The sequence below is a fragment of the Streptomyces sp. NPDC093149 genome (assembly GCF_044754145.1).
Classification (GTDB): domain Bacteria; phylum Actinomycetota; class Actinomycetes; order Streptomycetales; family Streptomycetaceae; genus Streptomyces.
The window spans coordinates 111,622-125,747 of sequence record NZ_JBIVON010000012.1 but is presented as its reverse complement, the minus strand read 5'-3'; the positions used below and the strand labels follow the sequence as shown (position 1 = coordinate 125,747).

The window sequence follows — 14,126 nt, the reverse complement described above, 5'->3', positions numbered from 1 at the left end:
GGGGTGGACGTGTCCCCTCGCCGTGAACGGCGGGCACGGCTTGGCGGTGAGCACCGGACCGGTCGTCGGGAGCGGGCCCGACTGCCGCTCCGCAGGAGCCTGTTCGGCCGTCTGCTCGCGGTGTCGGCGCTGGTGGCGGCATGTTCGGTGGCCGCGACCGCCTGGCTCGCCGTGCAGACCACCTCCGGCGCCATCAAGCAGGAGCAGGGGCAGAATCTCACCGCCGACGCCCGGATCTACAACACACTGCTCGGATACGCGGCAACCCATCCCACCTGGGACGGCGTCGACAGCACCGTGCGCGATCTGGCGCGGCGGTCCGGCCGTCGGATCGCCCTCACCACCGAGCAGCGGCGGCCCCTCGCCGATTCCGCTGACCGGCCGTCCCCGCCCGCACCCGCGCTGCCGCCGCAGGCGTCGGCGATCGTCGATCCGCTGTCCATGGACACGGCCCTGTCCCAGACGGTGGGCCGCACGGGTGCGACGGCCGACCGTGTCGACCCGCGCGCGGTCGGTCCGTTCCGGCTGCCCGCGGCCGAACGCAAGGCGTTGCGGCGTGCCGCCCAGCAGAGTGTGGCGTGTCTGAGCCGGTCCGGGGTGGCGGCGGACGCGGTCGAGGGACCGAGCGGTCGCCCACGCATCGAAGTCGTCGGCAACGATCCCGACCGGATGGACGGCACCCGGTGCGCGGGCGACGACCTGGCCCTACCGACCGCGACCGAGCGCAAGGCGCTGAAGGCACTCAACCAACTGGCCAACGCCTGCCTGAAACGACAGGGCCGCGCGGGCGTGCAGCTCAATCTGGACCTGTCCTGGGGTACGGGTACGCACTCCGAACCGGCGCCGGCCGCACCTGGGAATGCCCGGGTGGTCACCCCCGTACCGAGCGTCCGGACCGGCGACGACGACCGGGCCACCGCCTCCTGCGTGGGCACGGCCCGTCGCGAACAGCTCAGTTCCTATGTCGCCTCGCCCGCGCTGCTGTTCATCGGCGACGAGAGCAGTACGACCGTGCCCGGCTTCGATCTCTCCCCGGCGAACACCGCGAAGATCGCGGGTGCCGCGGCGCTCGTCCTGGCGCTCACGGTCGGGGCCACGGTGCTGGCCGGGGCCCGGCTGGTGCGGCCGCTGCACGCCCTCACCGGTGCGGCACAGCGGATGCGGGACGGGGACGACTCCGCGCCCGTGCGGGTCACCGACGACAGCGAGATCGGGCGGCTCGCCGCGGCCTTCAACGACATGGCCGCCCACCGTGCCCGTCTCGAAGGGCAGCGCAAGGACATGGTCAGCGATGTCGCCCATGAACTGCGCACCCCGCTGAGCAACATCCGCGGCTGGCTGGAGGCGGCGCAGGACGGACTGGCGGAACCCGACCCGGCGTTCATCTCGTCGCTGCACACGGAGGCCGTGCAGTTGCAGCACATCATCGACGACCTCCAGGATCTGGCCGCGGCCGACGCGGGTGCGTTGCGACTGCATCCCGAGCCGGTGCGTGCCGAGGAGGTGCTGGGCCAGGTCGCCGCGGCCCACCAGGCGCGGGCCGAGACCGCGGGGGTCACGCTGACGGTCCTCACGCCGGAGGCCGGCGCGCCCACTGCCGAGCTGACGGCCGACCCGGTCCGGCTGCGCCAGGCCATCGGCAATCTGGTCTCCAACGCGATACGTCACACCCCGGCGGGTGGAAATGTCACGTTGCACGCCTACGTCGCCGGATCCGCGACGGGCGAGGTGACGGCGCGTGAAGTCGCAGCGGGCGGAGTCGTAGCAGGCGGAGTCGTAGCGGCGGACGGTGCGGTGAGCGACGCGATGACCGGCGACGTGATCGTGGACGTCACCGACACGGGCAGCGGCATCTCGGCCGATGATCTGCCCCATGTGTTCGACCGCTTCTGGCGTGCCGAGAAGTCCCGCAGCCGCCGCACCGGTGGCAGCGGGCTGGGCCTGGCGATCGTACGGAAACTGGTCGAGGCGCATGGCGGCTCGGTGAGCGCGGCGAGCGTCGAGGGCCGGGGCTCGGTGTTCACACTGCGGCTGCCGATGAGTCCCGTGCGTACGGGGCCGGAAGAGTTCGGCTCGGCAACCGTGTCGAGGGGCACCGCGGAGCGCGGGCCGGGGCCGGACCTGATGCGATGACCACAGCGTTCTGACAGCTTCTTCATAACTTCACGCCAGCCTGTCGGCATGCCTCGCGCCCGGTGCGAACCGATGACCGGGCACCTCCGAGGCCGACCTGGAATGGAGCCATCCCATGTCCCACCGCCTGTCCCTGCGTACCGCAGTCCTCGCCGCCGTGGCGGCCGGCGCGGTACTCGTCCCGTCCGCCGCGGCCTTCGCCGACAGCACTCCTGTGCCGTCCCCGTCCGTCGACCGGTCCGCCCCGGCCGCGCAGGCGGCTCAGCCGTCGGCGGTACCCCGTGGCGGCGTCGCCGCGGGCGACCGTCCCACTCCGGTGCCGAGCGTCGAGCGAGCCGGCGCCGCCAGGGGTTCGGCCGCCGTCACTCCGCGCGGTGGCGTCGCCGCGGGCGAGCGGCCGGCCGGTACCTCGGGCGACAGCACCACCGCCCTCGCCGGTTCGGCCGCCGCCGCTCTGCTCGTCGCGGGAGCGGGCACGGTGGTGCTGCGCCGACGCTCCGCCGCGCAGCGCAACGGCTGAAACCGCCCGTGCCACAGCAGCCTTCACGGCAACCGACCGCGAAGCACGACGGTTGACGACGTGCGGTTGACGACGTGCGGCAGTTGACCACACGTCAATCGGCCGCACATCGATCGACCGTCGGCAACGGCCGCACCTCCCCCTGGTGGCGCCGCCCCTGCCGGGCGGCGCCACTGCCGATCTCCGTCCCGATCTGGAGCCCTCATGTCCCCCACGCCTCCCCCGTTCTGGCGCGCCGCACTTTTGGTGGTCGTCTGTCTCGTCCTCACCGGTTGCTCCTCCGACGCCGTGGACGCAGCGTCCGACACACCGGGCACCAGGGCGAGTGCTCCTCGCGACTCCTCGAAGGACACCGGTCCCGACGAGACCGGCAGGCCCGCAGGGTCCGAGCCCGCAGCGGCCCCCGTCCAGCTCAGCATTGCTTCGATCGGGGTGAACAGCCCGCTGATGCGACTGGGTCTGAACAAGGACGGCACCGTCGAGGTCCCACCCGCCGAGAAGGGCATGACGGCCGGCTGGTACACCGGTGGCGCCGCCCCGGGCGAGCGTGGCGCCGCGGTCGTCATCGGACACAACGACACCCGTTTCGGCAAAGCCGTCTTCCACGACCTGAAGAAGATCCGCAAGGGTGCGGACATCGCGATCCGCAACGACCGGGGAGCGGAACTCCACTTCCGGGTCACCGGCACCGAGACCGTCAGCAAGAAGACCTTCCCGACGGAGAAGGTCTACGGCGCCACCGACGAACGCGTGCTGCGTCTCATCACCTGCGACGGCGCCTTCGACGCGCAGGGCCACCCTGTCGACAACCTCATCGTGTACGCCGCACGGAGCTGACCGCGACCGGCACCGGGAGATGGCCGAGCGCAAGACCATCGTGACCGCCCTCGCGCGGTCCACGGACACCGGAGCCCGTCAGCTGTCTGCTCCGAACTCCTCAATGACGTTGATGCGTTGATCGCTTGAGCGCGCCAAGGCTTCTCGAAGCCCGGCAGCCCAGCGAACAGATAATCGGTTGCTTGTCGGCGATGGTGGTGGATGCAATGTCCGGCATGGTCGCCCGGGTGCGCCCGCCACGGCGGGACGAGATGAACGCGTACCACCGGGCCTTGCCACTCCGCTGTACGGGCAGAGTGCAACCGAATCGCCACACGGGAGACGCCGACGCATGACTACGCCACCACCACCGCCCGGAGCGGAACGGACTGACGGATCATCCGTCCGGATCGGCGCTCTCGTTCCGCTGACCCGGCCCGGCTGGGTCGAGGCCGGCCAACACTTGCTCGCTGGACTCGAACTGGCCGTGCGCGAAGTGAACGACGCCGGCGGGATCGTCGGAAGACCGCTTGAGCTGGTGGTCCGGGACACCGCGGCTGACCCACGAAGGGCCGCGGCGGCCGTGGATGAATTGGCTCGCCTCGGCGTGGCCGCCTTGGCGGGTGAGTATCACAGCGTCGTCGCTCGCACCGCCGCCACCAGGGCCGACGCCCTGGGCCTGCCGTTCCTCTGCTCGTCAGCGGTTCTCGACACGCTCACCGAACAGCCGACGGAATGGGTCGCGCGCCTCGCCCCGGCGCAGTCCCACGGCTGGCGGATCTACGCGGACTTCCTCCTCGGCGCGGGCCACAGCCGAATCGCCGTGGCAGCGGATTCGAGTGTCTACTGGACATCCGGGGCCCGCATTCTGCGGGACCGTCTCGCTCCGCGCGGCGGCACCGTCATCGAACTCGACATGCGCGCGCTCACCCCCGCGGCCGTGTGCGACGCACTCGTCGACAGCCGCGCGACAGCCCTCCTTCTTCTGGTCGGCCACCCGGAGCCGGCAGTGTCGATCGTCAAGTCCGTCCGCCACGACCGGCGCCTCGCCGAAATCACGATCGGTGCTCCGGCCGGACAACCGGAGTTCGCCGAATGGGCAACGCTGCTGGGCGACGACAGCGCCGCGATCCCGTTCTTGCGCTACCTGCCCGAGCGCCTCAGCCCACTCGGTGCACGAGTCGAGACGGCCCTCCGCGAACGGCTGGCCCAAGCGCCCTCCTTCGTCGCCTTCGAGGGCTACGACACGATCGCCGTCCTCGCCGATGTGCTGCGTTCCCGCGGCGAGGACCGGGCGCGCACGGCCGAGTCCTGGCCGCACGTTGCGGTCGAGGGCACCCGCGGGCGAATCCAGTTCTCCCGCACGCCGGGCATCAACGTGTGGCAATGGGCTTGGCCGCCGGTCCAAGTCGTTGATCGAGACCCGGCGGAACCCGATCGCTTTCGGATCCTTCACGCCGGCTGAGAGAGCACGAAGGTCCGACTACCCGGATCTGCCCGGATGTGTCCGAACCTGACGCTGCCCACCTGTCCACCTGTCCACCTGTCCACGTGTCAATACGGGCTCCCGGCTTCGCGGCCGGAGCCCGACCACATTCTCGGAATGCCGCGCGGCAGCCGAGCGGCGCCTGACCTGAGGACTCAACGGGTGTCCACGGCACGGCATCGCGAGCCGGTCCTCGCCCAGGAACCGGCCGACGTAGCGGACCGTGCAGATCCGCACCGCCATGCCCGGCCGGTGCGCGTCGGTACGCCTCAGCGCGATCGGATCACGGTCGTCGTCGATCAGTCTCACCAGGATTTCCTGCACCTCACCTATTCACACCCGGGGCCGCCCCGCCCGGTGACCCGTCGGCGGCGGCCGGCACCGCGATGTCCCGGCCCATCGGCCGCCCCGGCCACCAGAAGGCGGGGCCCACGTCGAGGGCGAGGGCCGGGACGAGGACCGAGCGGACCAGGAAGGTGTCGATCAGCACGCCGATCGCCACCACGACGCCGATCTCGACGAAAGCCACCTGCGGGGCGGTGGTGAGGGCGGCGAACGTCGCCGCGAGGACCGCGCCCGCGCCGGTGATGACCCCGCCCGTGGCGGTGAGTCCGGACAGGACGCCGGCTCGGTGGCCGTGATGCCCCACGTCCTCACGGATGCGATGGACGAGAAAGATGTTGTAGTCGACACCGAGGGCGACCAGGAACAGGAAGCCGATCAGCATGACCTGGACGTCGACGGCGGGAAAGCCCAGGACGTGCTGGAACAGCTGCCAACTGATGCCGAGTGCGGCGAAGTAGGAGAGCACCACGGTCAGCATCAGGAGTACCGGGGCCACCACAGCCCTGAGCAGTGCGATCAGGACGACGAAGACCACGACGAGCACCAGCGGGATGACCACCCTGCGGTCGTGTGCCTGCGCCTGGGCCTTCTCCCGGGCCAGGGCGGTGGGACCACCGACCCGTGCCTCGGCTTCGGGGATGCCATGGACAGCGACCCGGATCCGATCCACGGTGCGAGCGGCGGCCACGCTGTCCGCGTCCGCCGACAACACGACTTTCGTCTCGGCGAGTTCGCCGTCGGTGGAGACGGTGGCGGGCGTGACCTCGGCGATCCCGTCGACGTGCTTCAGGGCCTCGGCGACCGCCGGCGCCGCCTCGGCCCTGCTGATCACCTCGGCCGGCCGGCTCTGCCCGGCCGGATAGTGGGCGGCGAGCAGTTCCTGTCCCGCGATCGAGCCGGGCCTGCCGATGACCAGGTGCTCGTCGTCCAGCCCGGTCCGCAGGCCCAGGCAGCCGAGGGCCAGCACGGCAAGGACGAGAGCGGAGCCGAGCCACACCAACCGCGGGCGTCGGGCGATCCGGCCGCCGACCCGGTCCCACGGGCGGCGGTCCGCCTTCTGCGGGACGACCCCGGCCCGCGGTACCCGGGGCCAGAACACCCAGCGGCCCAGCAGGACGAGCACGGCCGGGAACAGCGTGGTCATCGCCGCGAGTCCGCAGACGATCGCGACGGCGCCGCTCGGCCCCAGCGTGTGGTTGAACCCGACATCGGCCCGGGTGAGGCAGAGCAGGCCGGCGCATACGGTCGCGGCCGAGGCGGCGATGGCCGGTACGGCCCCACGCAGCGCGGACCGCATGGCGCGGTGCCGGTCCTCGTGGACGCGCAGTTCCTCGCGGTAGCGGGCGAGCAGCAGCATCGCGTAATCGGTGCCCACACCGAAGAGCAGGGCCGTGACGACGATCTCGTTCCCACCACCGACAGTCAGGCCGAACCCCTTGGCGAGCAGGACGGAGACCGCCTGGGTGGTGACGAAGGAGACACCCACCACGAGGAGGGGAACCAGCCACAGGATCGCGCTGCGGTACGCGATGAGCAGCAGCGCGGCGACCATGACGACAGTGATGAGCGTGAGCGCGCGACCGGTGGACTTCCGGGCGTCGGCGGCGTCGAGGGAGTTGCCCGCGGGGCCGGTCAGCCGGACTTCCAGGCCGTCGGGCCGGTTGCGGGTGGCCCGGTCGCGCACGTTCTCGGCATTGTCCGCCAGTGTGTTGCTGTTCCGCTTGTCGAGGGGGACGAACGCGGTCAGGGCCTTGCCGTCCTTCGAGGGGCGGGCCGGTTCGACGCCTCCTGCCGCCAGGGTGGCGAACTCGGCGACGTCGGAGGCGACTTTGGCCCGGTCCTGTGCGGTGATTCCGCTGTCGCGGACGTAGACGACGATGCCGAGCGAGATCCTGCCCTCGTCGAAGCGGTCGGCGAGCCCGGCCACCTCGGTGGACTCGGCGCCGCGGGGCAGTTCGACGGTGAGGCTGTCCTTCTCGATCTCCGACAGCTGTCCGGCGAGCGGCACCGAAGCCATCACGACGATCAGCCAGACGACGAGCGTCAGCCACTTGCCCCTTCGTCCGCCGGTCGGTCTCAGAAGCCGGTCGGCTCGTTCGCGCGGTCCTGGCATGGGGGACTCCTCGTCCATGAGAGGGAAAGGTGACATGTGCTGTCGCCGGATGCGGGCATGACTCATCGGGCGCGGGAAGCCCGTCGAGGCGTCGCGGCACCTGTGCGGAGCTTCTGGTGGCGTCCGTACCGGGCCTGTGCGCCGCCGTGCGGCGAATGCCGGGTACGTGGCGTGCCGGCCCGGCGGAGAGCGGCCGTGCCCTCGGCCGACGGCCGCCCCTCGATGCCGGTGGCCGCCCCTCGATGCCGCCGGCAGGCCTCAGGTGTTCAGATAGGCGAGTACGGCGAGTACCCGGCGGTTGTCGTCGTCCGACGGCGCGAGATCGAGTTTGGCGAAGACGCTCGACGTGTGTTTGGTGACGACTTTCTCGCTCACGCCGAGCCGGCCGGCGATGGCGGCGTTGGAACGTCCTTCCGCCACAAGTCCGAGAACCTCGCGCTCCCGTGGGGTGAGCCGGGTGAGCGGTTCGTCGCGTGCATTGCTCCTGAGCAGTTTCGCGACCACTTCGGGGTCCATCGCACTGCCGCCCGCAGCGACCCGGCGGACCGCGTCGACGAAGTGGCCGCTGTCGAAGACCCGGTCCTTGAGCAGATAGCCGACACCGCCCGTGCCGTCCGCCAGCAGCTCACGGGCGTACAGCTGCTCGACGTACTGCGAGAGAACCAGAACCGGGAGTGCGGGCATCCGGCGTCGTGCCTCGATCGCGGCGCGCAGCCCCTCGTCGGTGAAGGTGGGCGGGAGCCGCACATCCACCAGCGCGATGTCGGGCCGGTGCTCGACCAGTGCGTCGAGGAGTTCCCGTCCGTCGTCCACGGCGGCTGCGATCTCGAACCCATGGGCCGTCAGAAGCCGGACGAGCCCGTCTCTCAGCAGGAAGAGGTCTTCGGCGAGAACAATGCGCACGGGATCTCCATCGTCGCCATGGTCGGTCCGCCCTGAGGGCTGCTGACGGAAAGCACGCCGTCGAACGCGGCGATGCGCCTCTCGATTCCACCGAGCCCGGTTCCCGCCGCCACCGACGCGCCACCGCAGCCGTCATCGCCCACGCTGATGCGCAGAGCCTCGCGTTCGTGGCGGACGTCGATCCAGACATGCTCCGCCCCGGCGTGCTTCGCCACGTTGGTGAGCAGTTCACCGACGGCGAAGTAGGCGGCCGATTCCACGGGGGCGTCGAGCCCGCCCGGCAGTTCGACCGCGACGTCGACCGGCAGTGGGCTGTCCAGCGCCAGGGCGCGCACGGCGTCGCCGAGCCCGCGGTCGGAGAGAACCGGCGGGTGGATTCCCCTTACCAGATCACGGAGTTCACCAAGCGCCTTGGAGGAGGAGTCCCTGGTCTCCAGGAGCAGCGCGCGGGCGGCTTCGGGATCGGTGTCCAGCAGTCGGCCGACGGTGCTCAGGTTCATTCCCATCGCGACCAGCCTGGCCTGCGCGCCATCGTGCAGATCACGTTCGATCCTGCGGAGTTCCGCGACTTGACTGTCCATCACCTCTCCTCGGGTGCGGGTCAGATGGCCTACGCGTGACGCGAGTCGTTCGTCGATCCGCGGGCCGAGCAGCTTGCGGGTGAAGCGGGCGTGGACGGTGAGGAGCAGGGGTCCCGTCCGGAGTCCGAGCCAGATGAAGCCGGCGCCGAGCAGAGGCATCAGCCAGGTGCGCACCCCTCGTTCGCCGCTCACATCGATCAGTCCGGCGTAGTGGTCGTGGTACCCGGCGGAGACGAGGGGGTCCCAGACGAACGGGAGAACGAGACCTTCAAGTCCGTACACCAGCAGCGCGGCGGGCAACAGCGCGAGGACGGTGCCGATCACCGGGTCGGTGATCGTCCACAGCGTGTCCCGCAGGGTCGCCGGGTCCTGGAGCAGCCGCAGGCAGTGACCCCAGCGTCCCGCGAGGCCCGGCTCCGGCTCCGGCAGTTCACGGTAGGGCCGCGCGATCGTGACCCCGGACCAGTCGCGGGCCAGCCGACGGGAGCGGTCGGCCAGCCGGCGGACGGCCGTCACGACGACGGGCAGGAGCAGAACACCCACACCGAGACCCAGGGAGGCCGACGAGAACACCATGAGCACGAAGAGGGCCACCTGAGGCACCTTCTGCGCGACCAGGGCGAGCCCCCGCAACGGAGCCTGCCGCACTGCGAGTGATGCGCGCCATTTCATTCCGGCCTCCTCCTGCGGGCTCCCTCGATCCCGTCGGAGAAGAGTCTGCGCGAGGTCGCCCTGGCAGGCATTGGGCCTGCCACCCCGATTCCAGGGGGGACCTAGACCCCCTCCCCGGTCCTCCGCCGGGGAGACGGTGGCCCGGCCCGGGGCACGGGGTGCGCGGATCGACGCTGTGCTGGATCGCACCGTCAGGTGGCGTACAGGATTCTGATTCCCCACCGTTGGTACGCGCGCCCAGAACCAGGTCAGGTCCTCCATGGACACGATCAGCGCGTCCAGTTGCCGTGCCACGTTCAGGACCGCCTGGGGCAAGGTCGGTGGAACCGCCAGGACGTCTCCCTCGGTCGTCATTCATTCGACGATGCCCTGTTCCTCGTGGTCAACGACGTCGACCAGGTCGCTGCCGAGTACGACTACCACGCGCCGGTCCGGTTATCGACGTCTGATCTCCTGCATGGCCGAACCGAGGAGTCGCATACTCGGTGGGCGCACCGAGACATCCGCGCGTCCGGCGATCACGATGCCGCGCCCATCCACCACAAGCCTCGGGCTGCTCTCCCCCTCACCGGGATCCGGGCACGACAGTGGCGAGTTCGCCGCCGCGCACTTCGCCGCGAAGGAGAAGCGGCCGGTTCGCCGGCCAAGTGAGAACAGCTGCACGCCAAGTTCTTCCCGTTGCTGTCTCCTGCCGTCGGCCAGTTCACGCTGCTCCTAGAGGGCGAGGAGGACGACGACGTGGAGACCGCCGAGAACTTCCGCCCCGATCTGAGCGACTACGTGCGCAAGTACGGGTTCCTCGCACGACCGTTCCCTGCTGCGACGCCGCGCTGGAACGGCTGCACCTCTGTGGCCGATACCTCCTGAATCGGCTTCCGCGCCGCGCCGATGGTGGAGTCGACATACGCGAGATCGACCTCAGCCACCTGCGGGGGAAGGGACCGGCGAGCACGAGAAGTCGCTCACCTCCAAGGGCCCGGCAGAACTCAAGGGGTTCGGAGGGGGTACGGGTGGCGCCGCGGAGGCCGAGAAGTCACTGCAGTCCGAGCTGATCGAGAAGTTCAACGCCAAGTTCGGCACCGACTTCACGGAGCAGGACGTCATCCAGCCCTTCAACGAGGCCAAGGCCGACAAGAAGGTCCGGTCGGCAGCCGTCGCCAACGACGACGTGGACAACTTCGGCAAGGCCTTCGCCGACAAGGTGGCCGACCACATCGACACGATTGCCGGCATGGGCAGGCAGTACTTCGGCCCCGACAAGGGGCTCAAGTCCGGACTGGACCGCAGCGCGCCGTGCGGCGTGGCGGATGATCCGCAGCAAGGAGGGCGTGGGCGAGTAGTCCCGCAACACACACGGGGACGGTCCCGCCGCGACGCCGGTTCGGCGTGCGGCGGGACCTTCCCGCGTACGTTGCTCAGTCGGCGATGAGCCCGACGAACCCGGCCCTATCAATCATGCCGGGGGCGCCAGCGCCTCGACTCCCGGACCGCGCTGAGGGCTGCCAGGCTCGCCACGGTCACCGCCAGCACGCACAGCACCGCCACTGCCGCGGTCAGCATCTGCGGCGGCAGCTCCCCGTTCCGCGGCGGGGTGGTGTAGGGCAGGGTGACCCAGACCGCGCTGAGCGCACCCAGGACCGCAGCGACGCAGAGGGGCACGGCGAGGGTCCACGCGGCCACGCTCGCGTACACCCTTCTGCTGCCGCTCACCACGGAGACCGGGGCGATGGAACGGGCGAATCGCACGACCTCGGCGAGACAGTTCAACCCTGCCGCCAGCGCCACCAGGGCCACTCCCGCAACGCCGAGCAAGGTCACCCACCGCAACTGGGAGGACAGCAGGGCGGCGCCCCCGATCCATCCTTGTCCCACGCTCTCCACCAAGGCACCGGGCCCCAGTACGGCCAAAGCGTCGCGTTTGAGCTTGCCCAGCGGCAGCGCATCGCCACTCGGCGAGTACACGACGAACAAGTTGCCCTGACGCGGAGCAAAGGGGGCACGACTCACGCCAACCTGCTTGACGGAGGCAGGCAGCAGGGCGCGCAGGGCCGATGTCGCTCCGGAGAGAGGCACATCCCGGTCGCCCCGCGCGCTCGGGCACTCAAGGCCAAGGCCCCTCAGAGCACCGCAGCTGCCGCTGACCGTGACGGCTTGTTTCACCTCGACGGGGCCGTCCGGCCCCTCCCTCACCTCGCCCGCGCCGTTCGCCAGTCCCAGTGTCGAGTCCAGCAAGGCCACCTCGGCCCCGGGGGGCAGCTTCTCCAGCCATGGTCCGGTCCTCTTTTCGGCACCGTGCGGCAGCTGGACCGTGAGGATGCTGTGCCCGAACCGTTCCCGCATGTCCAGGGCTCCCTGAACGGAGGCGCTGTGCATGCTCGGATACACCTGCACCACGCTCAACAGCCCAACCGCTATCACCACGCCCGCCACCAGGCGTGACAGATAGCCGGGGCGTCCTTGAGTCCAGCGGCCCGCGAGCAGTGTTCCCGGATACCCGCGGCGGCGCCCCAGTTCCGTGACGCCACGGCCCGCTGCGGCGAGCAAGAGGGCAATAGCCGCAGGCAGGGTGGCCAGTGCACCGACCGTGCCGAGCAGCGATACGAGTACGACGGTCTGGCTGGCGCCGTAAGTCGCGAACGCCGTCGGCGACCAGCTCAGGATCCCCAGGAACACAGGGCACAAACCGGCCCCCACCTTCACCAGACGCCCCCGGCCCTCGCCGCGTGGGCGGGTGGACCGGCCGGGCCCCGCCCACTGGTGCATCAGGACCACCAGAAGGGCGAGCAGCACCGGAGCGACCACCACGGAACAGACCAGTTGCCCCGCGTGAGCCCGCATGTCGGCGGCTGCCAGCACATAGCCGACCCAAGGAATCCGCAGATCCGTTACCAGGGCCGCTGTCATCACCGGCACCGTCAGTACCGTGCCGAGAAGCAGAGCGGGTGCCGCCTCACCGGTGCTCAGCAGCGCCAGTTGTCGGCGTGAGCCACCCATTGCACCAAGCAGCGCCGTACGGCGGTCACGTCCCGCGGCACCCAGCCGGGTGGCCACCACCGCGAACAGGCCCGCAGGCAGACCGAGCATCGCGACCAGCAAAGTGAGGAAGACGGACAGCGATCGCACCGTGGCAAGGTCCCCGAAACCTCCCGCGTCCTTGGCCCCGAACCCTGTGGCGAGCATGGCGTGCTCAACCGTGAGTCGCCCCTGGACCGGTCGCGCATAGGCGTAGCGCTCGCCTGGACTCGCCAGCCCTTCCGGCCCGATGCCACCCACAACATGCCCGTACCGGTCTCCGATCCCGTCGGCGGCGAGCGCCGGCGACAGCACCGCCTCGCCGGGGCCCGGCCAGCGTGCCACCCCAGGGGGCAGCGGGGCGTCGGAGGTCACCGGGTCCACAAAGACGACCTCGACCTGACGGTCATTCACATCATCGAGGAACAGCTGGATTCGGAGCGGAGCCTCTGCGAGCGCCCGACCTTCTTGCAGACGCATGACGGGCGTGCGCGCCGCCCCGCGTTCCGTGCGCTCCTCGTATGTGGCGACGGCCGCCGCCGCGGCCAGCAGGGTAACCGCGAGCACCGCCGTGGCGATCGTCAGGGCAACGAAGCGCACACGACCGTCCACGGAGCCGTGACCGGCAGCACGTCCCATGCGCAGCAGCTGGCTTCCCAGGGAACTGTTGGCTCTCACCGGGCGCCGCCTCGGAGCACTGACGCCCCCTGCTCCACGAGCCGGCCCTCGTGAAGGGCGAACCGTTGGTCGGCGCGCGCCGCCACCGACTCGTCGTGCGTGACCACCAGAACCGCGCATCCCCACTGTTCGGGGAGGGAGAACAAAAGGTCAGCCACGGCCTCCCGATTGCGCGCGTCCAGCGAGCCCGTGGGCTCATCGGCCAGGAGCAGAGCAGGACGGTTCACCAGGGCTCGCGCCACCGCGGCCCGCTGCCGCTCTCCACCGGACAGTTCCGCGGTCGTGGTTCCCTCCACGGGCACGCCGAGTTCCAGGAGCAACCGACGTGCCCGGCCGAAGGCCTCACCCCGCTTCACACCCGCCAGGAGCGCGGCCAGCGCGACATTCTCAACCGGCGTCAACTCGGGCAACAGTAAGCCGAACTGGAACACCATGCCCATGGTGTCGCGCCGATGCCTGGCCAGACTCCGCGGCTTCAGCCGAGCGAGGTCCTGGCCGGCTATACACACTTCGCCGTGATCCCAACGGATCAGCCCGAGAACACAGTTGAGCAGAGTGCTCTTTCCTGTGCCACTGGGCCCGGTCACAGCCATCGACCGACCGGCGGGGAGAGTGAGATCCACCCCATCGAGCAATGCTCTGCCTGCCACGGAGTAGCAGAGGTCGCGGACTTCCAGAACGGGGTGGTTCACTTGCATCACACGGTCTCTCTCAGCCGGCCGGTCGGTCGCGAGGGCGACAACAGGTTGCGGACGCGATACCAATCGGGCTGACCGTCGCGACGGAGCCCCTCAGTACGCCTCGGGTCAGTGACTCATCGCCACATATACGGAGCAGTCGTCCGGCTGGGCCATCTGGGATTCACAT

Annotated in this window: 9 protein-coding genes and 1 pseudogene; 5 read left to right on the top strand and 5 right to left on the bottom strand. The window is 70.3% G+C overall.

The genetic code is table 11. The features are described from left to right. The first annotated feature begins 3 nt into the window (after positions 1 to 3). From ACIQCZ_RS30730 to ACIQCZ_RS30715, 4 genes are all read left to right on the top strand, one after another. Positions 4 to 2,133, top strand: coding sequence for a sensor histidine kinase (locus ACIQCZ_RS30730; RefSeq protein ID WP_402286948.1), 2,130 nt, complete (start codon positions 4 to 6; stop codon positions 2,131 to 2,133). A 115-nt stretch (positions 2,134 to 2,248) separates the two neighbouring features. After that, a complete protein-coding gene (locus ACIQCZ_RS30725; RefSeq protein WP_376466022.1) occupies positions 2,249 to 2,653 on the top strand; it encodes a hypothetical protein in 405 nt (134 codons plus the stop codon). Between the two features lie 204 nt (positions 2,654 to 2,857). Continuing rightward, the gene (locus ACIQCZ_RS30720) at positions 2,858 to 3,490 is read left to right on the top strand and encodes a class F sortase (protein ID WP_402286945.1); all 633 of its coding nucleotides are present in this window, start codon (positions 2,858 to 2,860) and stop codon (positions 3,488 to 3,490) included. Between the two features lie 331 nt (positions 3,491 to 3,821). Continuing rightward, positions 3,822 to 4,934, top strand: coding sequence for an ABC transporter substrate-binding protein (locus ACIQCZ_RS30715; protein ID WP_402286943.1), 1,113 nt, complete (start codon positions 3,822 to 3,824; stop codon positions 4,932 to 4,934). Positions 4,935 to 5,280: 346 nt separating this feature from the next. On the opposite strand, the gene ACIQCZ_RS30710 is transcribed toward ACIQCZ_RS30715, so the two are convergent. The 3 genes from ACIQCZ_RS30710 to ACIQCZ_RS30700 all read right to left on the bottom strand — a co-directional run bounded on the left by ACIQCZ_RS30710 (position 5,281) and on the right by ACIQCZ_RS30700 (position 9,569). After that, positions 5,281 to 7,413, bottom strand: a complete 2,133-nt coding sequence (locus ACIQCZ_RS30710; RefSeq protein ID WP_402286941.1) for an MMPL family transporter — start codon at positions 7,411 to 7,413, stop codon at positions 5,281 to 5,283. 258 nt (positions 7,414 to 7,671) lie between these two features. Further along, positions 7,672 to 8,316: a LuxR C-terminal-related transcriptional regulator gene (locus tag ACIQCZ_RS30705; RefSeq protein WP_402286939.1), complete on the bottom strand. Its 645-nt coding sequence runs from the start codon at positions 8,314 to 8,316 to the stop codon at positions 7,672 to 7,674. Next, positions 8,280 to 9,569, bottom strand: coding sequence for a sensor histidine kinase (locus tag ACIQCZ_RS30700; RefSeq protein ID WP_402286936.1), 1,290 nt, complete (start codon positions 9,567 to 9,569; stop codon positions 8,280 to 8,282). The genes ACIQCZ_RS30705 and ACIQCZ_RS30700 overlap by 37 nt, the downstream gene beginning before the upstream one ends. A 589-nt stretch (positions 9,570 to 10,158) precedes the next feature. On the opposite strand from ACIQCZ_RS30700, the pseudogene ACIQCZ_RS30695 reads away from it, so the two are divergent. Further along, positions 10,159 to 10,909 (top strand): annotated as a pseudogene (locus ACIQCZ_RS30695) (type I restriction endonuclease subunit R); the annotation flags it as partial. 109 nt (positions 10,910 to 11,018) lie between these two features. On the opposite strand, the gene ACIQCZ_RS30690 reads toward ACIQCZ_RS30695, so the two are convergent. Next, positions 11,019 to 13,259 carry a hypothetical protein gene (locus ACIQCZ_RS30690; protein ID WP_402286934.1) on the bottom strand — a complete coding sequence of 747 codons (2,241 nt, stop codon included), beginning with the start codon at positions 13,257 to 13,259 and terminating at the stop codon, positions 11,019 to 11,021. Next, positions 13,256 to 13,957, bottom strand: coding sequence for an ABC transporter ATP-binding protein (locus ACIQCZ_RS30685; protein WP_402286932.1), 702 nt, complete (start codon positions 13,955 to 13,957; stop codon positions 13,256 to 13,258). Before ACIQCZ_RS30685 ends, ACIQCZ_RS30690 begins: the two co-directional genes overlap by 4 nt. Positions 13,958 to 14,126 lie beyond the last annotated feature (169 nt).